Here is a 26,830-nt window from a genome sequence, read left to right on the forward strand (position 1 = left end):
TTAGATGTTCAAACCAGAGAAACACATAAATGCGATTGCCATCAGACCTACTGTGATAAATGTAATACCCAAGCCCTTCAATGGAGCAGGTACGTCAGAGTAAGCCATTTTCTCGCGGATAGCAGCCAGACCTACGATAGCCAGCAACCAACCGATACCAGAACCCAATGCATAAGAAAGGGCATCCCAAATATCACCAATGTATTTCGGATCACTCGGACCCAGATTGATACGTTGTTGCATAAACAGAGAGGCACCCATGATCGCACAGTTAACAGCAATCAACGGCAGGAAGATACCCAGTGAAGCGTACAGTGACGGAGTGAAGCGTTCTACCACCATCTCCACCAATTGCACGATACCGGCAATTACGGCAATGAAAAGAATAAAACTCAAGAAGCTAAGGTCGACACCTTCAATAATAGCATTGGCAGCCAGCACCTTAGTTTGCAACAGGTAGTTGACCGGAAGCGTCACCAGCAACACGAAAGTCACGGCGATACCCAGTCCTACGGCAGTCTTCACATTCTTCGAAACAGCCAGGTATGAACACATACCCAAGAAGAATGCGAATATCATGTTGTCCACAAAGATAGAGCGGACGAATAAACTTAATAAATGTTCCATAATTCTTTTTGATTTATGATTTATGATTTATAATTTATGATTCAGCAGACTTATCATGCGACTATGACTATAAAGCTAGACATAAATCATAATTCAGAAATCAGAAATAATTAATTACTTTGTTCTTGCAATTCTTTATGACGTGCACGTTGATACCAGATAATGCATGCTACGATAATCAATGCCATCGGCGGCATCAACATCAAGCCGTTGTTTACGTATCCGATATTTTGAATCGGTTCATAATTCAGGATATTGAAACCAAGCAATGTTCCCGAGCCAAACAATTCGCGGAAGAAAGCAACGATAATCAAAATCTTGGCATAGCCTAAACCATTACCTACACCATCCAAGAAAGACTCCCAAGGACCGTTCTGCATGGCAAATGCTTCCAGACGTCCCATCAAGATACAGTTGGTGATAATCAAACCTACATAAACAGAAAGCTGTACGCTTACGTCGTAAGCAAACGCTTTCAGGATTTCACTTACGATAGTTACCAAAGCAGCTACCACAACCAACTGGACGATGATGCGGATGCGGTTAGGAATCGTCTTACGCAACAGTGAAATAACAACGTTGGCAAATGCAGTAATCACCGTTACTGAAAGTCCCATCACGATGGCAGGCTCCAGCTTTGCGGTAACAGCAAGTGCAGAACAGATACCAAGCACCTGTACGGTTACCGGATTATCAATTCCCAGCGGAGCAGAGAATACTTCTTTATTTTTCTTTGAAAACAGTTGTCCCATATTCTATCTTTCTCCTCCTTATTATTTAGTTAAAAAACTCAAGTAACTATTCAGGCAGGACTTCAACATGGCATCTACACCTACTGAAGTGATTGTACCACCGGAGATACCATCCACTTGGTAATCAGGTTTCTCTACCTTGCCATTTTTTACGACTCCCAAAGTGATAGCTCCATTTTCCAAAGTCTTCTTACCTACAAATTCATTTTGGAAATGGTCGGTTGCAATTTCAGCACCCAGCCCCGGAGTTTCACTAGCGTGTGAGAAGTAAGTACCGTAAACGGTATCTTTATCTTCGTTCAGTGCAACATATCCCCAGATAGCGCCCCAAAGACCGGCACCGTAAACAGGAACTACATATTTAGTCTGACCGTCCACTTCGCATACAAACACGTGCAGACGTTGTTGTTCTTTTGCTTCTTTCTCGTAGTTGGTAGCAAATTCGCCCGTATTTTCGGTCAGCGTACCGTCTACGTTCATCAGCATATCCCCTTTCACATATTTCTGATATTCAGCATCCGCATCTTCCACATTCTTAATGTTCAATGCAGCGAGGATTTGTTTCTTAGTGTCCAACTGCACATTCTTGTCTTGTGTAGATTTCAGTGAAGAACTAACGAATGCCAGCAGGAATGCTACGATAATAACCATTACCGAAGCATAAATGATAGTATAACTATTACTATTCGTATTCATTTTCTTTCGGTATTTATTGGTTAGACTTGATAGTGCGTTTCTCGCGACGGCTGATATTGCTTTGTACTACACAGTAGTCAATCAGCGGAGCGAAGATGTTCATCAGCAGGATGGCAAGCATCATACCTTCCGGATAACCCGGATTCAGTACGCGGATAACGATAGCCATCACACCGATCAGGAATCCAAAGATATATTTACCTCTTTCTGTACGTGCGGAAGTCACAGGGTCAGTAGCCATAAATACAGCACCGAAACAGAAACCACCGAGAACGAGGTGTTCGTACCAAGGCATTTGAGCCATTGTGTTGTTTTCCATGCCGATTGAGTTGAATACCCATGCCATGAATGCGCCACCGACGAATACGGAAATCATTGTCTTCCAGCTTGCAACACCTGTCCAAAGCAAGATAACGGCACCAATCAGGATAGCGATTACGCTGGTTTCACCAATAGAACCCGGAATCAGACCTGTGATCATATCCATGTTGAACGCAGGAACACTACCTGTTGTAGCAGCCTGTCCCAGTGGAGTGGCAACGGTGAGTCCGTCTACGCTTTGTCCTAAACCGAAGATGCTGTCGCCTGACACCCAAACGGCATCACCGGACATCTTGGTCGGGTATGCGAAGAACAGGAATGCACGAGTAATCAACGCAACGTTGAATACGTTCATACCTGTACCACCGAATACTTCTTTTGCGAAGATAACAGAGAATGCAGTAGCTACGGCAAGAATCCACAGCGGACAGTCTACCGGAACGATCATCGGGATCAGGATACCGGAAACAAGGAATCCTTCCTGGATTTCTTCTTTCTTCCATTGAGCTACGACGAACTCAATGCCAAGACCTACTACGTATGATACGATTATTTTAGGCAGTACTGCCAGGAATCCGTAAATAAACATTTCGATGAAGCTGCCAGTAGCACCTGTGTGAGTGAAATGCTGGTAACCTACGTTGTACATACCGAACAGCAAAGCCGGTATTAACGAAATAACCACAATCGACATGATGCGCTTGCTATCGATTGCGTCATGTATGTGCGTTCCCGTTTTCGCAGTCTTGCTGGGCACGAACAGGAATGTTTCGAAGCCGTCAAACACCGACTGGAATGCGTGGAATTTGCCGCCCTCCTCAAAGTTCGGCTTTATCTTATCGAGATAATTTCTTAACGCTTTCATTTATTTAATTGAAAATTGAAAGTTGAGAGTTGAAAATTGGCTGTACTGGGTTTATGCTGTATCCACAGAGAGCCGTTTCGCAAGATTTCAACTATCGCTTATTTTAATTTTTATTATTTAATCTCTTATTCGATTACGCCATTTCTGAACGGAGCATATCGAGTCCGGCACGAACAATGCGTTGCAGTTCCATCTTCGAAGAGCAGACGAATTCGCAAAGAGCGAAATCTTCAGGAGCCACTTCATAGATGCCAAGTGCTTCCATACGGTCGATGTCACCGGCGATGATTGCTTTAATCAGATATTCGGGCAGGATATCCATCGGGAATACCCTATCGTATTCACCCGACATAATCATGTGACGTTCGCCACCTTTGATACGGGCATCCAACGTATATTCCTTCTTACCCATCAACCAGCTGAAATAAGAATGGTTGGCACTGAACTGGTTGAAGCGTGGCATGATCCATCCAAGCATTTCGTGAATGTCGTCACCTTCGGGGATAACAGTCAGTTGGCTATGGAATGCGCCCAAGAATCCGTTCGGGGATACTTGCTTTCCTGTCAGCACGTTACCGCTGATATAGCGCAAGTCTTTGTCTTTTGTTACATTGCCGGCAAACACGTTGGTGAGCAATGCGCCTACCTGTAGTTTGCAGTATGCAGGTTTCAACACTTCGGAACCTGTCACAGCTACTGTACGGGTGAAATCTACATGGCCTGTATTGAAGAGGCGACCGATGAAGATTACGGCTTGCGGATCAATAGTCCATACCGTTTCGCCCTTGGATACGGGGTCGAGGTGGTTGATCTGAACGCCTACATTACCTGCAGGGTTCGGTCCGTCGAATGCGGTGATTGTAACGTTCTTAGCCTGTGTCAGTGCAGCAGCGTTCTGTTTCACACTGATGTTCAGGTAGGTTTTTGCCAATTTGGCAAGAGCATCAAGCCCTGTCTGAAAGTTTGCTTCTTCGCCTTTGAGGGCGAACTCGAAATCCGGAGCCAATGGATTGGTATCGAATGCGGAGATGAAGATTCCTTTCGGGGTTACCGTCGGATCTGCAATGATGTCATAAGGACGCTGTTTGATAAACGCGAAAAGTCCGGCTTCTAACAGAGCGGATTTCACAGCTTCAGCATCCATCGAAGCAACATTCTTTTTCCCAAAATCTTCATAGTCCTGCTCTGCAGCAGCTTCTACTACGATGTTCAATACCTTACGACGAGCACCACGTTCTACACTCGTCACCACGCCGCTCACCGGCGAAACAAATTTCACTTCAGGATGATACTTGTCGATAAACAAGGGTCCACCAGCCATTACATATTCCTGCTCTTTCACAACTACCTTAGGCGTCACTCCAGGAAAGTCATCGGGTACAAGTGCGTAGAATCCCGGTTCTTTTACTGTTGCGTACGTTTCAGCAGCTTTTCCTTTCAGGTTTATGTCAAGGCCTTTACGTAACTTTATTACATTTGCCATGCTATATAAAATAATGGTTTCATAAATTTGCCGCAAAAGTAATAAATAAGATTGGGATTCGGGAGGAAAAAAGAAAGGAATTACGGATATATTTCCGTAATTCCTTTCGTGTTCGTACACGTAAATCATCTTTCTCGTAATCATCTTTCTTTTGTCTTGAAACAAAAGAAAGAAGCAAAGAAAAATTCAAGGCTGACTTTTTCTCCTACTCGCTTCCTTCACTTCGCTAAAGGGCAGAAACTCGCTACGCTCAAACAGTCTGCCCTTCTTAACGCTACGTTACGGGCGCTCGCCTGACGGAGAAAAAAGTAGGCCGGGGAAAGCCGCCGGCTGGTCCGCTGTATAATGTTCGTGAGGGGTATTAGGAAAGGAACTCTCTGTATCTTTCTATTTTTCTATCTCTACTATCTCTATTATATCGTATTCTATATCTCTATTATATATTGTTCAGCTTTGCTATATTCAGTCGTATAACGTCTGCGGCTTTTTATAGCAAAGCATTTTTATTAGTAGCATTTGTAATATGCAAAGTTCTTTAGATAATGTGCTTTTTATGCTGGAAGTTCTTCATGCTACAAAATCTCTTATTTAGAAAAGTATTCTACGCTATAAATCCTTTCACACTGAAAACCCAAAACCTTTTATTTAGCAACGTTTTCTATGCTATACGTCCTTTAAAACAATGCAATCTTCCGTATACCAAAGGCCGCCACGCCGCATGGGTTCCCCGGCCTCGTTTTTCCGGCGTCAAGCGCAGGTGTTTCCTTCGGCGTTAAGAAGGGCAGACTGTTTGAGCGTAGCGAGTTTCTGCCCTTTAGCCGGAGGAAGCACCGGAGTAGCCGGAAAAACGCAGCCTTGATTCTTTCTTTTTGGTTCTTTTTCTTTCGTATCAAGACGAAAGAAAAAGAACTATTCAGCAAACATAGGATCCCAAGCAGGAAGTCGGATAGGCTTCTGTTTCAACACCTCGAGAGCTTTTTTCGATGCATATTTCGTTTCTACTACTAGACGGAACATATATTCGTTAAACCAATCATCTGTCATAATGAGATAACCCTGATAACCGGCAGCAGGCCCCCAACTATTTTCAACCATCCATTTCGTCGGTTTTCCATTTTTGTCAAGATCGACGGCCATAAGAGTCATGGCGTGACTGGAGCCACTGGCAAAACTTTGGATACGTTGCTTCTTGTTCATGCCAAAAGAAGTACCCATAAGAGATTCGTAGTCGTAGTTTTTGACATCCAGTAGACCACGGTCAGAGTTTAGAAACTTACCTACATCGCAAGAAAAATACATCATTGTGCTATCCTTGAGAGAAGAAATAGCCATTTCTTTGATATCCTCGATGGGGAGATTGACATACGTCCAGTTTTTGCCGTCGTAACGGTGGCGGTCGTAGTCTATCTCATAACACTTATAATATTCACGGCTCGGATCGTTCATTAACATGACATAATTATCAATCAGTTTTTCGTCACCATACTTTTTCAGGAAAGAAAGTGGAGTGTAAGTTTCGGTAGACACAGGCTCACCCTTAGCGTTATATTCAGTCCAGGTAAATTCAGTAGGAGGAACACCGAGATTCAACACTAACATGCGGTAGATGGTGCTCAACATCTCTGTTTTTGTTTTCTCAAGGGCAGCAGGCTTGACACCTTGCGCAGCGAGATCACGGAGTTGAAGCCCCTGTTCACGAAGTTTCAGGGCAATCAGACCTGCCATACGGGAGGTATTTTCACTACTGTTGGTTTCCGGCATCACATCTTTGGGAACAAGCCCGTATTTACTGACAATATCGGCTACACCGGTGAATGTTCCACCGTCACTCAAAGGATTACGGAAGAGCCATTCCACCATTTTATCATCCATCGGCTTACTGCTGGTATCGATAATACCTTGTAGAAAGAGGTTGGCTTTCTCCAGTTGGTCGAAGAAGAAAGGATAAGTTTGCGAGAATTCGAAGGAACCGAGGTTATGCTTGGCGATCGCTTTGGCACGCATCACATTCAAACCTGTAAAAAGCCAGCAACGACCAGAAGATTTTTGGTCGGTGATACCTTTAGAAGACACTTTGATAGAAAAATGCGTATCCATGCCTTTCAGGTTATCCTGGTTGAGAGCCAGTTTACGGATGTCGTTGTTGCCGATGGCGTTGCGAATAGCCTTGTCGGTGGGAGTGTTTGCATAACTCTGCTTGATTTGTTGCATCATGGAGTCGCTGATGCCTCCTTTCACTTCTTGCGCTTGTGTAGAATAAGAAAAAGCACAGAAAACAAAAATTGATAAAATCTGTTTATTCATTTGATATAAATAATTAATTAATAGGCTGACGGATCATGATATGCTAACAAATATTGTTTTAGTGTATGGGATTAAATCATGCAATTTTATTTACCAGCATATCGAAAAACATCTTATTCTGCAAAAATACGATTCTTTTTTAGATTTATTATCTAAGAACATCAAAACTAATCGGAATAAAATAGTTTTCTTTGCAGTCGAATTCCTCAAAGAGAAATATGAAGAAATATATAATAGGAATATTGGTGATGCTTCCATCCATCAATATGATGTCAGCTACGGCTGATAGTACGGCAGTAAAAAGCGATGAACTGCAAATGTCTACAACTTCTATCAGTGATACTACTCCTACAGATTTTGAAGGCGCCCCGTCAGACACCATTCCTGCCCTTTCCAAGCGCGAGTTGCGTCGCCAGCGCGTGGCAAACCGGAATTTGCACTATAACATATTAGGTGGTCCCAGTTATACGCCGGACTTCGGTTTATTAGTAGGCGGTAGCGCACTGATGACGTTTCGGATGAATCCGAGTGATACCACTCAACGGCGTTCAGTAGTGCCAATGGCCATCGCCTTGATGTTCAAGGGCGGCTTGAATCTGATGACGAAACCACAGCTCTTCTTTAAAGGCGACCGTTTCCGTATCTTCGGAACCTTCTCTTATAAAAATACAATCGAGAATTTTTATGGCATCGGATATTCCACTAATAAAGATTATGAACGTGGAGAAGATACCAGCGAGTACCGTTATAGCGGCATTCAAGTAAACCCCTGGTTCTTGTTCCGTCTGGGAGAAAGTAATTTCTTTGCAGGTCCTCAAGTCGATTTGAACTATGACAAGATAACTAAACCGGCTGCGGGGATGGTTAATGAGCCCTCGTACATTGCGGCAGGAGGTACGGAGCACGGATACAAAAATTTCAGTTCGGGACTCGGCTTCCTATTGACGTATGACACACGTGATATTCCCGCCAATGCTTATAGCGGAACTTACCTTGACTTCCGGGGAATGATGTACAATAAAACGTTCGGCAGTGATAATAATTTTTATCGATTGGAAATCGATTACCGCCAATACAAAACAGTAGGACGCCGCAAAGTGATAGCCTGGACAGTGCAAAGCAAAAACGCATTCGGAGATGTACCCCTAACAAAATATGTACTTAGCGGGACCCCCTTCGATCTTCGCGGTTACTACATGGGACAGTTTCGCGACAAGTCCTCGCATGTCATGATGGCCGAATACCGCCAGATGATAAATACGGACAAAAGCACTTGGGTAAAAAAGATGTTAAGTCATATAGGATATGTAGCCTGGGGAGGATGCGGATTCATGGGACCCACTCCGGGCAAGATAGAAGGTGTGCTTCCCAACCTCGGATTGGGATTACGTATCGAAGTTCAACCCCGTATGAATGTACGCCTTGATTTCGGCAGAGACATGGTGAACAAGCAGAATTTGTTCTACTTCAACATGACAGAAGCCTTTTGACGCCATTTACGCGACAAATTGTGCACAATTTACAAGAAAGATTGTAAAATAGATAATAAAAGACTGCACATAAATGAAATTAATCCTTATATTTGCGCAAGCTATAACACAGCAAGAGCAAATAATAGGATTTTTTTATGAAGCAATTTATATATTTTTTTTCGGGGTTATTACTTCTGTTCATCTCTACCACCCGTGTAGTTGCACAAGAAGTGTCTGACTATTCTCAACTAAGTGAAGAAGATTATAGTAAAATAGTTCTCCCCCCACTATCAGTTTTATTCGAAAATGCCAAGAACAGCCCCATTTATGAGATGGCGGACGTAAAGGCGAGAATTGAGCGCAAATTACTCCAAAAAGAGAAATGGTCATTTCTAGGTTTCTTCAGTTTACGGGGGAGCTATCAATACGGAATGTTCGGTAATGAGTCCACCTATACGGACGTGGCAGTCGCCCCATACCTTACCTACTCCACCCAGGCACAGAACGGTTACACGATAGGCGCGGGTTTAAGCATCCCCTTAGATGATCTGTTCGATCTCAAAGGACGCGTCAGTCGGCAAAGACTCACGCTGCGAAGTGCAGAACTGGAACGGGAAGTGAAGTATGACGAAATCAAAAAGAATATTATTGAGTTGTATGCAATGGCTACTTCACAAATTAAAGTTCTCCAGATGAGAAGTGAGGGTTGGGTACTTGCCAACGTACAATATGAAATATCTGAAAAGAATTTTGCCAATGGCACCATTGATTCGTCAGAACTATCAGTAGACAAGGAACGTCAATCTCAAGCTCGCGAAGCATACGAAAAAAGTAAATTCGAATTGACAAAGAGTCTGATGATACTCGAAGTGATTTCACGTACCCCCCTTATACAAAAATAATAACGCACAAAATATGGATTTTATCATTTCTACCATACGGACCTTACTCCGCCACCTCTGGATGATACTAGTAGGTACCGCACTTTTCACACTATTTGTTATTTATTACACCCGCCACATGGTTGGAGGATACGAAGTAAAAGCCACTTTATATACAGGAGTAGCATCGGGATACAATTTGGAGAGTGACAAGCGCACAGATTGGGCTATGGTACAAAATTCTATGGATAACCTGATAAGCATAATGCAGGCCGAGAGTACCCTCAAGAGAGTATCCATGAGATTATATGCCAGAGTTCTTATCAAAGGAGATCCGAACAAAGAAGTTGACGGAATCACCCCTTCCAGTTACAATTACACTTACAATCACTTAAAGAACAGTCCGCATGGAAAAGAAATACTGGCACTGATCGACAAAACAAGTGAAGATAAGACAGTGTCTAATCTGGAAAAGTATATGCGCCCTCACAAAGACAATTACGTCTACGGGCTATTTTACTACAATCCCCATTTTTACAGTTACAACACTTTGAAAAACATCAAAGTACAACGCCGTCTGACAAGTGACTTGCTGGATATTAGCTATGCTTCCAGCGATCCGGGTATCGCATACAATACCGTAAGCATTTTGATGGATGAGTTCGTTGATGAATATCGCCGTATCCGTTATGGAGAGACAGACAAAGTAATCAAATACTTTGAAGAAGAATTGAGAAGAATCGGTGGTAAACTTCGCAACGAAGAAGAAGACCTTACCAAATACAATGTTCAGAAACGCGTAATCAACTATCTTGACGAAACCAAAGAAATAGCAGCTATTAATAAAGAGTTTGAATTAAGAGAACAAGATGCCCTTTTTGCATTCAATAGCAGCAGTGCCATGCTTGCGGAATTAGAAAAACACATGGACAGCAATGCCAAACAAGTATTAAAGAATCTGGAATTTATTGACAAGTTACGTCAAGTATCCAATGTCACCGGAAAGATTGCTGAAATAGAAGCCATGTCCGACTCCAAGAAACAAGATACCGACAATCTGGAAAGTCAAAAGAAGCAACTGCACGAGCTACAAAAAGATTTGAATCATTTAACGGATTCATACGTAGGACATAAATATACGAAAGAAGGAACTTCGCGAACGAATATCATAGAACAATGGCTGGAACAGACATTGGCCAATGAAAAAGCGAAAGCCGAACTGCTGGTCGTACAAAATGCACGCCGTGAACTCAGTGAACGCTATATGTTTTATGCCCCCGTGGGTACCACCATCAAACAAAAAGAGCGAACCATCAATTTCACGGAACGTAACTACCTGACCGTTCTGCAAAGTTATAATGAAGCATTATTACGAAGGAAAAATCTGGAGATGACTTCCGCCACACTGAAAGTTCTGAATGAGCCAACCTATCCTATTTCTCCGGGAGCAACAAACAGAAAGCAAATCATAATGGCTGCCTGTGCAGGTAGTTTCATACTTATTATTGTTTTTTTGCTGTTAGTAGAAATGTTCGACAAAACATTGCGTGACGCAGCTCGTACTAAACGTGTGACAGATTTCAACGTGATAGGTGCTATTCCCAGTATGTTTTCCTCCCGCTATGGCGGAATGACGAAAACCTACGTCCAGTCATCCGTGAAAGAGTTGACTAACTCATTGCTCCGTTTCCTCACCGAGCGAAAATCTCCCGGAGTATATATAATCAACCTATTTAGCACTTGTGAAGATTCCGGAGAAGTAGAAGTCGGAAATCTGATTTGCGGATATATGCAAAGCCGTATGTTAAATGCAAGGTTTATCACCTATGGGGTGGATTTCAACACAGATTCCACTCAATATTTACTTGCCAAAAACATCACAGACTTTTATACCCTGCAGGGAGAAGATGTGCTGATCGTCGCCTATCCACCTTTAGCGCAAAGCAACATCCCCAGTGCTTTGTTACATGATGCAAACGCAAACATCTTGGTAGCTCCCGCAAACCGTGGGTGGAAAACGATTGACAAGCAACTTTGCGAACAGCTCATGCTGCAATTGGATAAAACAAACGTTCCATTCCGTATATGCCTGACAAATGCTTCCCGGGCAGCAATTGAAGATTTCACCGGGCAACTTCCACCATACACCATACTGCGGAATATCGGTTATCGTCTTAGCCAACTGTCGCTCACAGAAAAAATAAGGTTCAACCTAACAAAGAAAACCAAAGAAGGATCAGCAGAAGAGGAGGATGATGACGAATAGAATAATAACTTTCCACTTGTTATTTGCCGCTCAATTTGTGGTGATTATATCAGGAATGTTTGTAAACACCAAGACTGGTTTAGCCTCTATGGCACTCATATTGATGTTTACAACCATCTGTTTGATACAATTGGCCAATGACAAGCAAACAAACTGGAAACCCGGACAAAACATAATGACCTATATGTGCACAGTCTGGCTAGTCTATTATTTCTTCGAAATCTTGAATCCTAATAATGTAATGGAAGCATGGAACATTGGCCTCACTCCTTATGCGCTGATTCCTTTGATATGTGCTTTTATTGTTCCTATTGTCATCCGTACGAAAAAAGATATTGAGTTATTATTAATAGTATGGTCCATATTTGTTCTCATATTTACCATAAAAGGTTATTGGCAAAAAAACCACGGTTTCAGCGAAAAAGACCTTCACTTTCTGTATGCATTGGGAGGATGGCGTACGCATCTCATCTGGTCCGGCATACGTTATTTCTCATGTTTCTCCGATGCCGCTAATTACGGGGTGCATGCTGCGCTGTCGGCAGTCGTATTTGCCATCTCCTCTTTTTATGCAGGATCGAAATGGAAACGCGTTTATTTTTTCTTCATCGCTATCTGCGCGCTTTATGGGATGGGAATATCCGGAACAAGAACAGCAATGGGAGTCATCATGGGCGGTTTGTTGATGGTAACTATCATCGCTAAAAACTGGAAAGCATTACTGGCAGGTGTTATTGCATCAATAGCCATTTTCTGTTTCTTTTATTATACAAATGCCGGAAATGGGAATCAGTATATCCGTAAAATGCGTTCCTCTTTCCATCCCACTGAAGATGCATCCTATATGGTGCGTGTGGAAAACCGGATATTAATAAAAGAACTGATGTCGAAAAAGCCGTTTGGTTATGGAATCGGACTGTCAAAAGCGGGTAATTTCAATTCAAAAGAACAGATGCCCTACCCTCCCGACTCATGGTTGGTCAGCGTGTGGGTAGAGACAGGAATTGTCGGGCTGCTTCTTTACCTTGCCATTCATGGAATTCTTTTTGTCTGGTGTTCGTGGATATTGATGTTTAAAATACGCGACAAGAGTCTGCGGGGATTAGTAGCAGCCTGGGTGTGTATGAATGCCGGGTTCTTCATTGCCTCTTACGTAAGTGATGTCATGCAATACCCTAACCAACTCCCCATTTATATAGGATTTGCACTCTGTCTTGCAGCTCCGCATATAGAAAAAAGAATGGTACTAGAAAACAAGAAGTTATGAAAAAGAACCAACAGATATTAGTCTTAAATACTTTTGCTATCATCATGGTATGTATAGGACATTCTTTTACAGCCGTAGAGTCCTATTATGGTCATAAATGGATATATAGTTTTCACATGCCATTATTCATGTTCATATCAGGCTATTTATTAAATTATGCAACTATGCATAAACAGCAAGAAATATCAGATATAAGTTTATTGGGCAAACAAGGATACATAGTCAAAAGAGCGATCCGGCTCCTTGTTCCCTATTTCATTATTAGTTCCATTACTTATATCCCCAAAGTACTATTAAGTGCACACGCTCTACGCCCTATAGATTTCTCCATCCATTCATACATTCACATGCTATTGTATCCTATGGACAACGTTATCAAATTCTTCTGGTTTCTCCCTACTTTATTTATTGTTAGTATCATCACAATAATACTATACAAAGCAAACAAGAAACTAAAGTTTAAATATACCTTTTTAGTCTGCCTTCCTCTGCTCATTTTATTATACGAATTCAACCCTCTCAAACATATTGAATTTTTAAATCTAGGTGGAGTGGCTAGCTATTTGATATTTTTCATCACCGGATGTATATATGCCCAATATAATTCAATGATTAGCGACAAAGCAAAACTCGCAAATATATACACAGCAAGCGGACTTTTAATAATCTACTCTGCATTAATCTATTTCATAGTCTGGGATACACCATTCATAGGAATAGTATATGCTTTTATCGGAATAGCGTTCAGTTTCTCACTAAGTTCACTATACATAAAATACAATCTGAAGTTTCTTGACCATCTTTCCAACAGTTCATACGCTATTTACTTATTTTCATGGTATCCGTTAGTTATTATCCAATCATTTCTGATGAAAAAATATGCATTGGACTGGAAATTATGGGCTATTATCAGTACTGTTTTTCAAATATATATACCTTTCTATATATATAAAGGTATCATATACATAAAGAACAACAAACGTTATGGAAAAACAATAGCAACTTTATTAGGACAGTAAAAGATATGGAAAGCCCTACAATTTCATTCATCACCATTTGCTACAACGGTTTTAAAGACACCTGTAAGCTAATCGAGTCACTTCTGGACAAGATTCATTCCATAAGTTATGAAATCATAGTGGTAGACAATGCTTCACGCGAAAACGAAGCAGAGAAGATACGTGCGTTATACCCTACGGTAATCACCATTCGCAGCGATGTAAACAAAGGTTTTTCGGGCGGAAACAATATCGGACTCCGTGTAGCAAAAGGCAAATATTTTTTCTTGATAAACAATGACACCTATATTGAATCAGACAACATCACTTGCCTGATAGAGCGACTGGAAAGCCGTCCGGAAATCGGAGGCGTATCGCCGAAAATACGCTTTGCCTTTCCACCCCAAAACATACAATTCGCAGGATATACTCCGCTTAGCTCTATTACTCTTCGTAATGAAGGAATTGGATTCGGATGTCCGGACGACGGAAGATTCGACACCCCGCATACTACTCCCTATTTGCATGGAGCAGCTATGATGGTGAAGCGTGAAGTGATAGAGAAAGCCGGAATGATGCCGGAGATATTCTTTCTATATTATGAAGAGCTCGACTGGTGCACTCACATAACACGTGTCGGCTACGAGTTATGGTATGAACCCCGTTGCACGGTTTTTCACAAAGAAAGCCAGAGCACAGGGCAATTGAGTGCGCTCCGCACCTACTACCTGACACGCAACCGTTTGCTCTATGCATGGCGAAACCTTGACGGAAGCAGACGCTTTCTCTCTATAGCCTATCAAATGACTGTGGCAGCCGGAAAAAATGGAATAAGCTTTCTGTTAAAAGGTCATCCTGAACTTCTAACCGCCACACTGAAAGGCATATCAGCATTTATTCGTATTCCCCATAAAAAAGAACAAATATGACAACTATACTGTACATCGCAGAAATTATACTATACACAATATTGGCTATCAATATAGGTTATTTGCTTTTGTTTGCCTTGGCATCCAAATTCTACCGTCGTCATAACTATCCCAATACTCCCAAACACAATAAATTCGCCGTACTATTCCCAGCTTATAAAGAAGATAAAGTCATTCTGCCGACTATCCAATCTTTTTTACAGCAAGATTATCCGGCAGAATTCTACGACATCATCGTGATTTCAGACCAGATGCAAGAAAGCACCAATGAAGCCTTACGCCAACTTCCGATCCGCCTGCTGACAGCCGACTATACTGACAGCTCCAAGGCAAAAGCCATGAATCTCGCCATGAAAGCTACAGCTGACACTCCTTATGACATGATCGTCATCATGGATGCCGACAACACAACAGACCCAGATTTTTTGTCTGAAATCAATCGTGCCTTTCAAGCAGGCGAAAAAGCTATTCAGGCACATCGCACCGCCAAAAATATGAATACAGATGTCGCCGTTCTTGATGCCGCCAGCGAAGAAATCAACAACTCAATATTTCGTAGCGGGCATATTGCTCTCGGATTTTCTTCCGCCCTTATTGGCTCCGGCATGGCATTGGAAGCACAGTGGTTCCGTCAGCATGTTCCCCAACTAGAGACAGCAGGAGAAGACAAAGAACTGGAATCGCTGCTACTTAAACAGCGCATCCATATCGAATATCTGGAACACGTCCACGTGAAAGATGAAAAAACGCAAAAGAAAGAAGTGATCAAAAACCAGCGCAAACGTTGGATCGCTGCCCAGTTCGATTCGTTGAGCCGGGCACTCCCCTCTTTTCCCGGAGAACTGCTTCGCGGTAATATCAACTACTGTGACAAGGTATTCCAATGGACACTCCTACCACGTATCGTACTGATTTTCTGCACATTTTTCTTCACAATCATATTCACAATTGTCCATCCGCACATGAGTATCAAATGGTGGATATTGTCCTTTTCCCTCTTTCTGGCATTATTTACGGCAATTCCAAAGCGTATGCTCAATAAGCGACTGCTACAAGGCATCCTTCAATTGCCCTCATTGCTGGCAGGCATTGTGAGTAATCTGTTTAAACTGAAAGGAGTCAACAAACAATTTATACATACCGAACATGACCATTAATGTATTGGAAGTAATCAGACAAGGCCAAGTGGGTGGCGGAGAATCTCATCTGCTCGACCTCATAGCAGGGTTTGACGAACGCGTCAATCCCATCGTACTAGCGTTCACAGGCGGACAAATGATTGACGAGCTCACCCGAAGAGGTGTCAGATGTTACGTCATTAACACTGCGCATCCTTTTGACATACGTATCACAAAACAAATCAAGAAGTTGATACTTGATGAAAACATACAACTCATTCACGCCCACGGAAGTCGTGCGGCCTCCAATGTAGCGTTCATTGCCCGGAAGCTACATATTCCGATGGTATACACCGTGCATGGATGGAGCTTTCATCAAGACCAGTCGTTTCTAATCAAAAGTCTCCGGGCATGGAGTGAGAAAATTATCTGTAAATTAAGCCGAAAAGTCATCTGTGTATCCGAAAGCAACTGGATTACCGGCCAAGAAACTTTCGGACTGAAGAATGCACTCGTGATAGAAAATGGTATCAACCTGAAACGATTCAATCCGGATGGAAACCGCAAAGACCTGCGTAAGGAATTCGGATTTACAGAAGATGATTTCGTGATAGGCTTCGTCAGCAGGATCACTCTCCAGAAAGCTCCGTTGGATTTCGTAAAAAGTATTGCTATCGCTCACCAGAAAGATGCCAGAATCAAAGCACTGCTGGTAGGAGAAGGCGATATGGAAGAAGAGACCAAGGAAGCAATCCGGCAAAACGGAATAGAAGAATACATCCGGACCTCACCATTTCGTAATGATGTGCCGGATGTATTGCACGCTATCAATGTTTTCTGTCTACCAAGTTTATGGGAAGGGCTTTCCATTGCGTTGCTCGAAGCGATGGCTATGAAAAAAGCATTGGTAGTGACCCCTACAGACGGTACCAGAGAAGTAATCACACATCAGGAAAGCGGATTGATTGCAGATTTCGGTCAACCGGAGGAGTTGGCGGAATGTTATTTGACATATCTCCATTATCCGGAATGGATAGAAAGTTATGGAAACGCAGCTATGGCTGTCATTCAGGAACGTTTCGACAGCCGACGCGTATCACAGCAAGTCACAGAAGTCTATTATGACATTCTTCAGTGATCAGTTCCATTCTTTTTTCACTTCGAAGCACGGACACGCTTTAATCCACTCTTCGGGTTCAATCTCTCCGTTTCCATTCAGATCGGGGCTCAAATCCCGATGTCCGCACACCCGGCAGCCGGGATAATCGCGTAAGAGCGTAAGAATCAGTACGTGCATTGAATGAACTTGCCATTCGGTACGGGTATCGGCGGGATGACCGTGGCAGTCAAGTCCGCCCTCATAACAAATGCCAATACTGTTCTGGTTGTGTCCTTTTGCGTGCGCACCGATTCGTTCAATCTCACGGGTGGTCTTTATATCTCCATTTTTACGGATATAAAAATGATACCCCGTCCCGTTGAAACCACGCCGACGGTGGCACACTTCCAAATCATCTTCCGTAAAATCCCTGTCCGCCCTTGTGGCGGAACAGTGGATCACAATCAAGTTGATGGTTCGCATAAATTCATCCCTCCGTTTCAGTGACCATCTGTACTCGTTGCACACATTCCTTGCTACTACACTGCAGAGCCGCAGCTTGCGTCAGCTGTCCTCTCAACGAGAAAATCTCCGCGTGCATCTCTTTCACTTTCGAACTAAGGTCGAAATAATCCTTCAACACTTTCTCCAACTGCTGCATCAGAAAAGTATACTGGTCTTTCACTAGTTCACTGAACTCTTTCACTTCTTGCGCCATCATCTGGCGCTTCTTGCGGCTACTGCCCAGGAAAGGCAGAATCGTCATGATGATTTCGATAATTTTATCTAACATTTTAATAGATTGAGATGATAAATTAATAAATTGAGAACAGAGTCAATCAAAGCGGTTTATGCTGCCGGATCCGGAGCTTCTCCTCCACCGCTACCACCACCGGGTTCTCCCCCATCGCCTTTACCATCATCATCGGAGCCGTCACCGCCGTTTCCTCCGGCAGCGGACTTCTTCTCCGCATACAATTCAAACATCATGTTATTATCCCCGCCACGAGTAGTTGCCGTGCTGTCATTGGCAAGACGCAATGAGTTGTCGACTTTGAAACGGAGATTGATGCGAGTGATATTTTTCACCGTACAATCCTTTTCCTGTTCCACACCCGGACAGGTCAGCGTGGTATAAAAAATACCCAGTCCATCCACTTTCACCTTATTCCCTGCCACAAGCACTTTTTTCATCGCACGGACAAAGGATTTCATCACATGCGACACGTCTTCCACCGAAAGCGACCCGATAGACTCGATTTCCTGTGCCAGTGAATCAATTGAATAGATTTTCGACTCCCCAGCCTTGGGCTTGAGAAGATACATCATCGGTGATTTATCATCACCGAGCCGTTTTCTGCGCTTGTAGCGCACAACTGTAACTGTTGCCATATTTAAAAATTGTTTCTACGAAAAGAAGTACATTCTCCCTTTCTGTTGATGAAACAAAGATACGACAACACATTGACGACTTACCGGATTGCACCGGACTACACCGGACTACACCGGATTATGCCGGATTAAAACGGATTACACCGAATTATACCGAAATATGTGGAAATATGTAGGAATATGTAAGATTATTCCCTAGTTTTCAATGATCCATTCTCCAATAGTTCGCGTACTACTGTCGAAATTAACTCCCACTTTGATAACTTTCCGATGATCTGCCTGATAAGGAATCGCATACTGCTTACTATTGATCTGTGCCAACGCTTCTTCAGGAGTACCGTCTACTTTGAATTCGAATACATAGATAGCCTCCTGCATCTTTATCACAACATCAGCCCTGCCAACAGCGCTCTTTACTTCTGCATCCACATATTGCCCCATCAACCGGAACAGGAGGTAGAAGATGGTCTGATAGTGTTTCTCCTCCTTATTATTCATATCATTGGGGATAGAGGCGAAAAATGATTTGATCCGCTCCATACATTGATCCAGATTGCCGACCCGTAAGTCTTTGATAAACGATACTACATAAAATGTATTCTCGCGAGCAGGCAAATGCACATAAGCCGGCATTAATGATTCGATAAAGCCTTTCCGAACTTCTTTGTTAGGATAAGCCAACGTATAGATCTGAAAATCCCGGTCATACTCTTTGATAGTGAGATAACCGCTTTGGTAAAGTACCGGAAGCGGGTCTGTAATGACATTGGTAGGTGCATCAAACTGCTCGGCAGTAGCCGAAACGCCATCCAGTTGACGAATATCGAAATCGCTTTGCTGCAAGATGTCTATCAAGAAAGTAGGAGTGCCGGTAGAAAACCAGAAATTCTCATAACTTTTCTGCGCAAATGCATTAAATAAGCTAAACGGATTGTACACATCCTCACATTTCTTACTGAAATGATACCCATCATACTGTTGCTTCAGATGCATACACGCTTCATCATACGTTTCACCATTCGCCTCGGCCATCCTTCTTATATCTTCTTCCAACTGTGTACGCAATTCATTTTCCGTTATACCGCAAATGCCACTATAAGCATCTTGCATACTTATGTTCTGAAGATTGTTCAATTCACTAAAGATGCTCATCTGACTAAATTTACTGATACCGGTCAGAAAAAGAAAACGAAGATATTCTCCCTGCGCTTTCAACGGACTGAAAAAATCGCGCATGATGCCACGTATTTCAGCTTGCAACTCCTCATTGTTGTTGCTATCCAACATAGGAGAATCATATTCGTCTACAAGTAACACAACCTGACGTCCGCTCTGCTCGTAAGCACGTTTGATAATACCTTTCAGACGGAGACTGAAAGTGTCTTCGCTCGTATCACATCCGTAAATTCGTTCCCATTCCACCAAGCGATTGTTGATAGCAGAGCGCAACATTCCCGCATCCATATACTTACTGATGCTGAAATCAATATGCAACACGGGATAAACCGTCCAGTCTTTCTCCAACTGTTCCATCATCAGCCCCTTGAACAGGTCTTTTTTACCAGAGAAATAGGCTTCAAGAGTGGAAACTAACAGACTCTTTCCAAAGCGTCGAGGGCGACTAAGAAAACAAGTCTTAGCCGAATTAGTCAAACGATAAATCAACTCTGTCTTATCAATATACACACAATTATTATTGCGTAAATCTTCGAAACTCTGTATCCCTATCGGATAACGCCTGAATATTCCTTCCATCCTTTTTCTATGCTTTTAACGTGAAACGTAAACAAAGATACGATAAATTTCAAGAATCGGTATTCTATTAGTATCAATTCTTTTATGAATACACCCGAACATCCGTTCTCAAAACTTGCCTATTCCACTAAAAATGAGTAACTTTACTTCAAATACAGCAACCTAAAAGCACAACTATAAATGAAAACAAAAAACAAGATTCTCCCCGAAAAAGAAGAGGAAAAAACATTCCAATACCGCACCTATGGGAAAGGCGAACTTGCCTTGTTGTACCTCCCCAATATCCTGCAACAAAGCGCAGTAGACCGATTCAACGAATGGATTGAAGCTGCACCCGGACTAAAAGAACGGCTCCTGGCCACCGGCATGAATCCACGCAGCAGATACTACACTCCCGCACAAGTAAGGCTCATCGTCGAAGTACTCCAAGAACCCTAATTGAAGTATTAAGTATTAGGTATTAAGTATGGTAAACGCATCGCAACAATGGATAACATCATAATACTTAATACTTGATACTTAATACCTAATACTTTAAAACAGCTCTTTTTCAGGTAGCCAGCAGGAATTGTCGAACATTGTATTTCGGACACGCTGGTCAGCGGAGAGAGAAGGGTCGTGAGATTCTTCACAGGGCAGGTATCGTCCGCTTACGGGATCGTAGACAAAGGATGCCATTCCACCGACACCAAGATGCTTGAATTTCACCTTGTCCACGTATACGCGTGTGACACCAACCTCCTTGTCACGTTCCACAATGATACCGTAATCCGCTTTGTTATAGAAATCGGCAGAGCCGTTGATGTCGTACATTTCCACACGAGGGGTAATGCCCGTGACAGGATTACGGTTCATTTTACGAGGATGGACTACGACCACGAGCAGGCAATTATGTTGCACGGCAAATTCTGTAAATTTATTCAACAGGTTCGAAATATATTGCGTTTCCGTCTGTCCAGGCTGCGGGTTATGGTCGAAACGGTTGAGCGGGTCGAAGACAATGATGCGGCAGCCACGGCGGACAACGAGTTCATGAGCCTTGGCCAGTACACGATCCGGAGAAACATTACCTTTCAGAGAGATATGAGAGACGTTTTCAGTCAGAAAATCTTCCGAGTTCGCAAGGAGTCCCTCCGTCATGCCACAGCCGTTTTGAAAACGGTGTCCGGTGAGTTTCTCAATCAGTTTGCGGAGATGATAGACGATAGGGGTATTTTCCGGGCTAAAAAAACCTATTTTCCATTGATGCCGCAGGCAGAGACGCAACACCAATTCGTCCACCCACTCGGATTTTCCTGCACCGGGAACTCCGGTGACGTAGACACTTCGCCCACGTTCATACGTGCAGATCTTATCCATCTCCTCCCATCCCGTTTCCGCTCCGGGACCGAAGCCGTTGTCGAAAAGAGCCCGCAGATCGTCATGCAAGTCGGCAGCGGTGAAGATACCTTCGAGCGGAACTTCTGCTGCCTGTTCGATGGCGATACGGAGACTGGCGATACCATATTTGCAGAGATGCTCGTTGGCATCTTTACACTCCGGACCGTAAGTCACCACCCGGCAGCGTTCAGCTCCCAGCCGGTTGATGAGTTCATTGCGCAACCGGATTCCGGCAGAATCAGCATCAACGGCAATGATGATTTCTTCCAGGTCCTCGAAGTGCGTCTCCATAAAACGGTCGAGCCAGGAGAGGTTCGAATTGGCTCCGGCCGGCACGGAGATGGCGCTTTTGAATCCGGCGGCGATGGAAGAAGCAGCATCCAGTTCCCCCTCGTGGATGATGCAGGAGGTTTGCCCCAGGATGGAGTCGATGTTGTAGGGAATCAGTTCGGCACCCTGCACCATTTTGAAAAGTTTCGGGAGAGCGCGAAATTTGGTGTTTATCAGTTGTTCCCCTTCAAAATAGTTGAAGCAGATGCAACGTTCCTTTTTGCCGGATTGCGGCATAAATTCTTCCTGTTCGGTGATGCGTAGGGCGGCTATGACGGACTGCGGGATGCAACGCGTCTCCACCAGCCAACGCTCCGTGTCTTCGGAAAGTGTGGTTTTCGAGGCATCAAACACAGGACGCTGAAAATGCTGCGGAATGGCTGCCGCACGACGCTTGCGGGCTGCCACATGTTCGGCATTCTTGCGCTCTTCCACATCATCGGGGACGTAGAAATCAGCGCCACAATGATAACAGTGACAGTGGCCCGTGTCGACGTTGACACGTAGCGAACGGTCGCGCTTATTCTTGCGGGTAGGAAGACATTTTTTACAAATCGTCTTGAGGACTCCACTCGATTTACCGTGGATGTCGACATCATAGTTGGCAAAATTTCTCATATTTTTTTCCTTTTTTCTAATTAAAAAATAGTTTAAAATAATCATTCACACGCAGAGGACTTACCTGCCGGACGAGTGTCTGCCACCTACCGGACGAACTTCCGTTACCTACCGGACGAACATCGGCAACCTGCCGGACGAAGCCAGTCATCTGCCGGATTAATGCGCCCATCTTTTCTTCACATCATCCCACACAGCTGATGCATCGGGACGTGGCGGCGCATCAACCGGAATAAGATGTCCCAGATACGTTCGCCGCCCGTCGACGACGCTTTCAAAGCGGTTCACATCCTTGTCGACCGTATTCTCAAGCTCTTTCAGCAAGGTTTCCCTCAACGTGCGGCAAGTAACGGAACCGGCCGCGATATAATTTGAAAAATACCGTTTCACGTCCTCCGGGAAAAGCAGTCCGGCTCCTTTGTCATAAAGGCGGATATGTTTTTTGAAGATTTCCAGAATAAGTTTTTGATGGTCTACAAAAAGCTTTCCCAAACCGGAATGCTGCCCGGCCAATTCCATATATGACTGGAAAGTAGAAAGTTGGTCCACCAACTTTTCCCAAGGCAACACGGGTTGTAACGGACAATGATTGCCTTCATCCGCCAAACGGCTCACAAGAGACGGTGTTTCTATATTACTCCTATTATTGTTTACAACAGAAACACTTCCTTTACTCTCCTCTTCTTTACTCTCCTCTTCTCTCCTCTTCTGGTTTTCAGTGGGTTTTCTCCCTTTACTGACGGGCGTTTCAGCACTTTTTGCCACCTTTTTCGGACGCCCTCCTTTTTTACCGTTTTCGATGTCCATTTTCCGCTTCTCTTCCAAGCTTTTCATCACCCTATCCAAGTAGGAAGAACGAAACATCTGTCGTTCCTCATCCAGTTCGAAGAGATCGAATTCGCGAAGTACCCGCTCCACCGCAACTTCATCCACATCATACCGCCGGGCCATGGCCTTCAGTAAAACCGGTTTGCACGACGCCTCATAAGTATCTTTAGTGCGCAGATGCAACAGCAACATCACGTAAATTCCGAGTGCTTCCGCGGCATTCATTTCCGTCATCATACAGGCAATATTGTCGTCATTCAACAAATTTACCTCCAAATTGAAATACTGATCTTTCTTCATTTTCATTTATCATTTATTATTCCACATTTAATACTTCCGGGGCGCAAAGGTGCAAAATGTATTTTATTCCAGCTATCGCAAAAATGAGAGGGGGATTATATATTTTTTATCCGACCTTTGCCAAAAATTATTAATAATCCCAAACAATATGGACACAAAACGCAACCAAACGTTGGAAGAAATAGAAGAAAATAAAATAGTGAACGAGCATTACCAGAACAGAATAATGCTGATAAAAAAGCTCCTGAAAACGTCACGGCTAGCCACAGTAGACCTCTGCGTGCATATCGACATCAGTGAAGCCTCCTACTACCGTTACATAAATTTCACCAGCTATATGAAAGCAGACATTTTCATACATGCTTGTCTCTTCCTCAAGCAATATATTGAAAGTCACCACATTCCTTATACCCAAGAAGAAAAACGGCTTATAAAAACATTAGACCTGTTTCAGATTTCCTCAAATAGCAACTTAAACTGCAATTAAAACACAGAAAAGGAGAAACTTATCATAAGTTTTATTACATTTGCAATGTAATAAAGGTCTTTAAAACTTAAAAAATGAGTGATAGCGAAACAGACAGCCCATCAATAAAAGCACTGATCGTTTTCAGAGAAAACGGAGAAACCGACAATCTATTTGTTCCTATCTTATGCGATGCTATCAGAATGGCTGGAATCGACGTGCGATGCTCCCAAAAAGAATTCTGGGAATCGGACACCACTTATGACATCATCCATTTCCAATGGCCGGAGGAGGTAGTGGGCTGGATATGCGAAGACCACGACGTCATCCGCCGCCTGAAAGAACGCATCGCTTTCTTCCGCTCACGGGGAGCCCATTTCGTATACACACGACATAATATCCGCCCCCACTACGCCAATGAAGTCATCAGCCGAGCCTACGACATCATCGAGTCGGAAAGCGATATCGTGGTACACATGGGACATTACAGCCTGACGGAATTCATTGAAAAACATCCCGGCAGCCGGAATGTTGTCATCCCGCACCACATCTACCAATACACCTACAAAGAAGATATCAGCATAGAGCGCGCACGTCAATATCTGAACCTGCCACAAGAAGCATTCATCGTCACCGCCTTCGGAAAATTCCGCAACCGCGAAGAAATCCGCATGGTAGCCAGTGCTTTCTGCAAATGGAATGAAAAGAACAAGCTACTGTTGGCTCCCCGCCTCTACCCCTTCTCCAGACGCAACGAATACGGATGGAATCTTTTCAAGCGCTGGGCTTCGCGCTTGGGTTACTATCTCGCCATGCCATTGCTCAACCGCCTTCTGAAGTTTCATGCCGGAGCCAATGACGAATTGATAGACAACTGCGACCTGCCCTATTACATCGCTGCTTCAGACGTAATATTCATACAAAGGAAAGATATTCTGAACTCCGGAAATGTCCCCCTAGGTTTCCTCTTCCACAAAGTAGTAGTAGGCCCGACAACAGGAAACATCGGAGAAATACTATCCGCAACCGGAAATCCGACGTTCCATCCGGACGACAGATCCGACATTCTGGAGGCACTTGAAAGAGCACGTCAACTGTCCGCATGGGGACAAGGAGAAAAAAACTATGCATACGCATTGGAAAATATGAACATCCGGAAAATAGGAAAGGAATATGCACAAACCTATAAAGATGTAATCAATGGCTAACAACATCAAACGTCAACTATTTTCGGGCGTATTCTACACGGCACTAGCCAAATACAGCGGCATCATCATCTCCCTCGTAGTAGCCGGAATATTGGCACGCCTGCTTTCCCCGGACGACTTCGGAATCGTAGCTATCGCCACCGTAATCATCGCATTTTTCAACCTGTTCACCGATATGGGAATCTCCCCGGCCATCATACAGCACAAAGCGCTGACAAAAGAAGAACTGTCGGATATTTTTTCATTCACCGTATGGACAGGAATTGCTATCAGCCTGCTTTTCTTCGCCGCCTCATGGCTGATTGCCGACTACTACGACAGCCAGATCTTGCGCATCCTGTGCCAACTTCTGTCCGTCAACCTCTTCTTTGCCTCCGCCACCATCGTGCCCGGAGCCATGTTCTATCGCAACAAAGAATTCAAATACATCGCTGTCCGCAGTTTCACTATCCAGATAGCCGGAGGTGCGGGAGCGGTTACGGCAGCCCTCTGCGGAGCAGGACTCTACGCACTGATTATCACCCCGATCATCTCCAGCATACTGATATTTGTCATTTCCTACCAGCGCTATCCGCAACGATTGCGCTTCACATGGGGATTGACAGCACTCCGCAAGATCTTTTCATATTCGGCCTATCAATTCCTGTTCAACGTCATCAACTATTTCAGTCGTAATCTGGACAAACTGCTGATAGGAAAACACATGAGCATGTCCGACTTGGGATATTATGAAAAATCTTACCGGCTCATGATGCTTCCCTTGCAAAACATCACACAAGTCATCACTCCGGTGATGCACCCCATCTTCAGCGATTTCCAAGATGACAAAGCAAAACTGGCGTCCTCCTATGAACGCATTGTCCGCATACTCTCTTTCATAGGGTTACCCATGAGCGTATTGCTTTTCTTTACAGCACAAGAAGTGACACTGATTATATTCGGCAACCAATGGCTGCCCTCCGTACCCGTATTCCGCATACTCTCCCTCTCGGTAGGCGTGCAAATTATACTCTCCTCTTCCGGCTCCATTTTTCAGGCTGCCGGAGACACCCGGAGCCTGTTCATCTGCGGCGTATTCTCATCCACCCTCAACGTGGCGGGAATGCTGATTGGTATCTTCTATTTCGGCACGCTCACCGCAGTGGCAACCTGTATCGTATTGACATTTACCGTCAACTTCGTGCAATGCTACTGGCAGATGTATCACGTAACGTTCCGGAGAAAGGTATGGACGTTCGTCCGTCAACTCCTTTCCCCGCTGGCAGTCAGCGGGTTAATGACAGCGTGCCTCCTGCCTGTGCAGTATACAACGGAAGGAATGAACATTTTCGTGACAATTATTACCAAAAGTATCATTAGTTTTATTATCTTTGGAGGATATATACAGGCTACACATGAATATGACATCATAGGAAAAGTGAAAAAAATAGCTGGCAAGTATATAAAAAAACAAAATAAGCAATTATAGATTTGAG

Annotated in this window: 25 protein-coding genes; 12 read left to right on the plus strand and 13 right to left on the minus strand. The window is 43.7% G+C overall.

The genetic code is table 11. The features are described from left to right. The 6 genes from nqrE to KTR06_RS04585 form a co-directional block, all read right to left on the minus strand. A complete protein-coding gene (gene nqrE, locus KTR06_RS04560) occupies window positions 1-627 on the minus strand; it encodes an NADH:ubiquinone reductase (Na(+)-transporting) subunit E (protein WP_004315904.1) in 627 nt (208 codons plus the stop codon). 110 nt (window positions 628-737) lie between these two features. Then, window positions 738-1,379 carry an NADH:ubiquinone reductase (Na(+)-transporting) subunit D gene (locus tag KTR06_RS04565; protein WP_004300389.1) on the minus strand — a complete coding sequence of 214 codons (642 nt, stop codon included), beginning with the start codon at window positions 1,377-1,379 and terminating at the stop codon, window positions 738-740. Window positions 1,380-1,400: 21 nt separating this feature from the next. Next, entirely contained in the window at window positions 1,401-2,075 is a 675-nt protein-coding gene (locus tag KTR06_RS04570) for a Na(+)-translocating NADH-quinone reductase subunit C (protein ID WP_004315905.1), read from the minus strand. A gap of 13 nt (window positions 2,076-2,088) precedes the next feature. Then, complete coding sequence (locus KTR06_RS04575) at window positions 2,089-3,261, minus strand: NADH:ubiquinone reductase (Na(+)-transporting) subunit B (RefSeq protein WP_004311620.1); 1,173 nt, start codon at window positions 3,259-3,261, stop codon at window positions 2,089-2,091. 133 nt (window positions 3,262-3,394) lie between these two features. Further along, window positions 3,395-4,744, minus strand: a complete 1,350-nt coding sequence (locus KTR06_RS04580; protein ID WP_074557183.1) for a Na(+)-translocating NADH-quinone reductase subunit A — start codon at window positions 4,742-4,744, stop codon at window positions 3,395-3,397. Window positions 4,745-5,653: 909 nt separating this feature from the next. Next, window positions 5,654-7,048 carry a C1 family peptidase gene (locus KTR06_RS04585; RefSeq protein WP_004315907.1) on the minus strand — a complete coding sequence of 465 codons (1,395 nt, stop codon included), beginning with the start codon at window positions 7,046-7,048 and terminating at the stop codon, window positions 5,654-5,656. A 218-nt stretch (window positions 7,049-7,266) separates the two neighbouring features. On the opposite strand from KTR06_RS04585, the gene KTR06_RS04590 reads away from it, so the two are divergent. The 8 genes from KTR06_RS04590 to KTR06_RS04625 all read left to right on the plus strand — a co-directional run bounded on the left by KTR06_RS04590 (window position 7,267) and on the right by KTR06_RS04625 (window position 17,117). After that, a complete protein-coding gene (locus KTR06_RS04590) occupies window positions 7,267-8,538 on the plus strand; it encodes a BamA/TamA family outer membrane protein (protein WP_008017378.1) in 1,272 nt (423 codons plus the stop codon). Between the two features lie 137 nt (window positions 8,539-8,675). Then, on the plus strand, window positions 8,676-9,422 hold the full coding sequence (locus KTR06_RS04595; protein WP_217290008.1) for a TolC family protein: 747 nt from the start codon (window positions 8,676-8,678) through the stop codon (window positions 9,420-9,422). Between the two features lie 13 nt (window positions 9,423-9,435). Then, the gene (locus KTR06_RS04600) at window positions 9,436-11,667 is read left to right on the plus strand and encodes a hypothetical protein (protein WP_004311615.1); all 2,232 of its coding nucleotides are present in this window, start codon (window positions 9,436-9,438) and stop codon (window positions 11,665-11,667) included. After that, window positions 11,654-12,934, plus strand: coding sequence for an O-antigen ligase (locus tag KTR06_RS04605; RefSeq protein WP_217290009.1), 1,281 nt, complete (start codon window positions 11,654-11,656; stop codon window positions 12,932-12,934). Before KTR06_RS04600 ends, KTR06_RS04605 begins: the two co-directional genes overlap by 14 nt. Then, window positions 12,931-13,953, plus strand: a complete 1,023-nt coding sequence (locus KTR06_RS04610) for an acyltransferase (protein WP_004311613.1) — start codon at window positions 12,931-12,933, stop codon at window positions 13,951-13,953. Before KTR06_RS04605 ends, KTR06_RS04610 begins: the two co-directional genes overlap by 4 nt. Window positions 13,954-13,958: 5 nt before the next feature. Next, window positions 13,959-14,861, plus strand: coding sequence for a glycosyltransferase family 2 protein (locus tag KTR06_RS04615; RefSeq protein ID WP_004311612.1), 903 nt, complete (start codon window positions 13,959-13,961; stop codon window positions 14,859-14,861). After that, on the plus strand, window positions 14,858-16,018 hold the full coding sequence (locus KTR06_RS04620) for a glycosyltransferase family 2 protein (protein WP_120070271.1): 1,161 nt from the start codon (window positions 14,858-14,860) through the stop codon (window positions 16,016-16,018). The genes KTR06_RS04615 and KTR06_RS04620 overlap by 4 nt, the downstream gene beginning before the upstream one ends. Then, entirely contained in the window at window positions 16,008-17,117 is a 1,110-nt protein-coding gene (locus tag KTR06_RS04625) for a glycosyltransferase (RefSeq protein WP_004311610.1), read from the plus strand. The genes KTR06_RS04620 and KTR06_RS04625 overlap by 11 nt, the downstream gene beginning before the upstream one ends. Here the strand turns inward: KTR06_RS04625 and KTR06_RS04630 are convergent, their stop codons facing one another. The 4 genes from KTR06_RS04630 to KTR06_RS04645 all read right to left on the minus strand — a co-directional run bounded on the left by KTR06_RS04630 (window position 17,118) and on the right by KTR06_RS04645 (window position 20,225). Next, the gene (locus KTR06_RS04630; RefSeq protein WP_004311609.1) at window positions 17,118-17,561 is read right to left on the minus strand and encodes an N-acetylmuramoyl-L-alanine amidase; all 444 of its coding nucleotides are present in this window, start codon (window positions 17,559-17,561) and stop codon (window positions 17,118-17,120) included. A gap of 4 nt (window positions 17,562-17,565) precedes the next feature. Beyond that, on the minus strand, window positions 17,566-17,871 hold the full coding sequence (locus KTR06_RS04635; RefSeq protein ID WP_004300375.1) for a hypothetical protein: 306 nt from the start codon (window positions 17,869-17,871) through the stop codon (window positions 17,566-17,568). Between the two features lie 56 nt (window positions 17,872-17,927). After that, complete coding sequence (locus KTR06_RS04640) at window positions 17,928-18,470, minus strand: HU family DNA-binding protein (RefSeq protein WP_004318588.1); 543 nt, start codon at window positions 18,468-18,470, stop codon at window positions 17,928-17,930. 195 nt (window positions 18,471-18,665) lie between these two features. Beyond that, a complete protein-coding gene (locus KTR06_RS04645; protein ID WP_004318590.1) occupies window positions 18,666-20,225 on the minus strand; it encodes an ATP-binding protein in 1,560 nt (519 codons plus the stop codon). Between the two features lie 180 nt (window positions 20,226-20,405). Here KTR06_RS04645 and KTR06_RS04650 point away from each other — a divergent pair, with 180 nt between their 5' ends. Next, window positions 20,406-20,663: a DUF4248 domain-containing protein gene (locus KTR06_RS04650; protein WP_004318591.1), complete on the plus strand. Its 258-nt coding sequence runs from the start codon at window positions 20,406-20,408 to the stop codon at window positions 20,661-20,663. Window positions 20,664-20,759: 96 nt separating this feature from the next. Here KTR06_RS04650 and KTR06_RS04655 read toward each other — a convergent pair whose 3' ends face one another. From KTR06_RS04655 to KTR06_RS04665, 3 genes are read right to left on the minus strand one after another with little or no spacing between them, the layout of a single operon-like run. Further along, window positions 20,760-22,553: a bifunctional DNA primase/helicase gene (locus KTR06_RS04655; RefSeq protein ID WP_118219700.1), complete on the minus strand. Its 1,794-nt coding sequence runs from the start codon at window positions 22,551-22,553 to the stop codon at window positions 20,760-20,762. Between the two features lie 16 nt (window positions 22,554-22,569). Next, a complete protein-coding gene (locus KTR06_RS04660) occupies window positions 22,570-22,725 on the minus strand; it encodes a hypothetical protein (protein WP_164497289.1) in 156 nt (51 codons plus the stop codon). Continuing rightward, a complete protein-coding gene (locus KTR06_RS04665; RefSeq protein ID WP_004318595.1) occupies window positions 22,713-23,681 on the minus strand; it encodes a Lin1244/Lin1753 domain-containing protein in 969 nt (322 codons plus the stop codon). The genes KTR06_RS04660 and KTR06_RS04665 overlap by 13 nt, the downstream gene beginning before the upstream one ends. A 148-nt stretch (window positions 23,682-23,829) precedes the next feature. Between KTR06_RS04665 and KTR06_RS04670 the strand changes: the two genes are divergently transcribed. The 3 genes from KTR06_RS04670 (at window position 23,830) to KTR06_RS04680 (ending at window position 26,823) form a co-directional block, all read left to right on the plus strand. Further along, the gene (locus tag KTR06_RS04670) at window positions 23,830-24,168 is read left to right on the plus strand and encodes a hypothetical protein (RefSeq protein WP_004318597.1); all 339 of its coding nucleotides are present in this window, start codon (window positions 23,830-23,832) and stop codon (window positions 24,166-24,168) included. A gap of 74 nt (window positions 24,169-24,242) precedes the next feature. Further along, window positions 24,243-25,355: a glycosyltransferase family 1 protein gene (locus KTR06_RS04675; RefSeq protein ID WP_217290010.1), complete on the plus strand. Its 1,113-nt coding sequence runs from the start codon at window positions 24,243-24,245 to the stop codon at window positions 25,353-25,355. Continuing rightward, entirely contained in the window at window positions 25,348-26,823 is a 1,476-nt protein-coding gene (locus KTR06_RS04680) for a lipopolysaccharide biosynthesis protein (RefSeq protein ID WP_004311601.1), read from the plus strand. Before KTR06_RS04675 ends, KTR06_RS04680 begins: the two co-directional genes overlap by 8 nt. Window positions 26,824-26,830 lie beyond the last annotated feature (7 nt).

Origin of the sequence: Bacteroides sp. MSK.20.12 (assembly GCF_019052435.1) — a bacterium.
Taxonomy (GTDB): Bacteria; Bacteroidota; Bacteroidia; order Bacteroidales; family Bacteroidaceae; genus Bacteroides; species Bacteroides xylanisolvens.

Coding starts and splice junctions, on each gene's coding strand:
- KTR06_RS04575 (WP_004311620.1), bottom strand. CDS start 3,261: ATGAAAGCGTTAAGAAATTATCTCGATAAGATAAAGCCGAACTTTGAG.
- KTR06_RS04645 (WP_004318590.1), bottom strand. CDS start 20,225: ATGGAAGGAATATTCAGGCGTTATCCGATAGGGATACAGAGTTTCGAA.
- KTR06_RS04615 (WP_004311612.1), top strand. CDS start 13,959: ATGGAAAGCCCTACAATTTCATTCATCACCATTTGCTACAACGGTTTT.
- KTR06_RS04565 (WP_004300389.1), bottom strand. CDS start 1,379: ATGGGACAACTGTTTTCAAAGAAAAATAAAGAAGTATTCTCTGCTCCG.
- KTR06_RS04595 (WP_217290008.1), top strand. CDS start 8,676: ATGAAGCAATTTATATATTTTTTTTCGGGGTTATTACTTCTGTTCATC.
- KTR06_RS04590 (WP_008017378.1), top strand. CDS start 7,267: ATGAAGAAATATATAATAGGAATATTGGTGATGCTTCCATCCATCAAT.
- KTR06_RS04655 (WP_118219700.1), bottom strand. CDS start 22,553: ATGAGAAATTTTGCCAACTATGATGTCGACATCCACGGTAAATCGAGT.
- KTR06_RS04665 (WP_004318595.1), bottom strand. CDS start 23,681: ATGAAGAAAGATCAGTATTTCAATTTGGAGGTAAATTTGTTGAATGAC.
- KTR06_RS04670 (WP_004318597.1), top strand. CDS start 23,830: ATGGACACAAAACGCAACCAAACGTTGGAAGAAATAGAAGAAAATAAA.
- KTR06_RS04585 (WP_004315907.1), bottom strand. CDS start 7,048: ATGAATAAACAGATTTTATCAATTTTTGTTTTCTGTGCTTTTTCTTAT.
- KTR06_RS04630 (WP_004311609.1), bottom strand. CDS start 17,561: ATGCGAACCATCAACTTGATTGTGATCCACTGTTCCGCCACAAGGGCG.
- KTR06_RS04605 (WP_217290009.1), top strand. CDS start 11,654: ATGATGACGAATAGAATAATAACTTTCCACTTGTTATTTGCCGCTCAA.
- KTR06_RS04620 (WP_120070271.1), top strand. CDS start 14,858: ATGACAACTATACTGTACATCGCAGAAATTATACTATACACAATATTG.
- KTR06_RS04600 (WP_004311615.1), top strand. CDS start 9,436: ATGGATTTTATCATTTCTACCATACGGACCTTACTCCGCCACCTCTGG.
- KTR06_RS04580 (WP_074557183.1), bottom strand. CDS start 4,744: ATGGCAAATGTAATAAAGTTACGTAAAGGCCTTGACATAAACCTGAAA.
- KTR06_RS04675 (WP_217290010.1), top strand. CDS start 24,243: ATGAGTGATAGCGAAACAGACAGCCCATCAATAAAAGCACTGATCGTT.
- KTR06_RS04640 (WP_004318588.1), bottom strand. CDS start 18,470: ATGGCAACAGTTACAGTTGTGCGCTACAAGCGCAGAAAACGGCTCGGT.
- KTR06_RS04610 (WP_004311613.1), top strand. CDS start 12,931: ATGAAAAAGAACCAACAGATATTAGTCTTAAATACTTTTGCTATCATC.
- KTR06_RS04660 (WP_164497289.1), bottom strand. CDS start 22,725: ATGGGCGCATTAATCCGGCAGATGACTGGCTTCGTCCGGCAGGTTGCC.
- nqrE (WP_004315904.1), bottom strand. CDS start 627: ATGGAACATTTATTAAGTTTATTCGTCCGCTCTATCTTTGTGGACAAC.
- KTR06_RS04570 (WP_004315905.1), bottom strand. CDS start 2,075: ATGAATACGAATAGTAATAGTTATACTATCATTTATGCTTCGGTAATG.
- KTR06_RS04680 (WP_004311601.1), top strand. CDS start 25,348: ATGGCTAACAACATCAAACGTCAACTATTTTCGGGCGTATTCTACACG.
- KTR06_RS04625 (WP_004311610.1), top strand. CDS start 16,008: ATGACCATTAATGTATTGGAAGTAATCAGACAAGGCCAAGTGGGTGGC.
- KTR06_RS04650 (WP_004318591.1), top strand. CDS start 20,406: ATGAAAACAAAAAACAAGATTCTCCCCGAAAAAGAAGAGGAAAAAACA.
- KTR06_RS04635 (WP_004300375.1), bottom strand. CDS start 17,871: ATGTTAGATAAAATTATCGAAATCATCATGACGATTCTGCCTTTCCTG.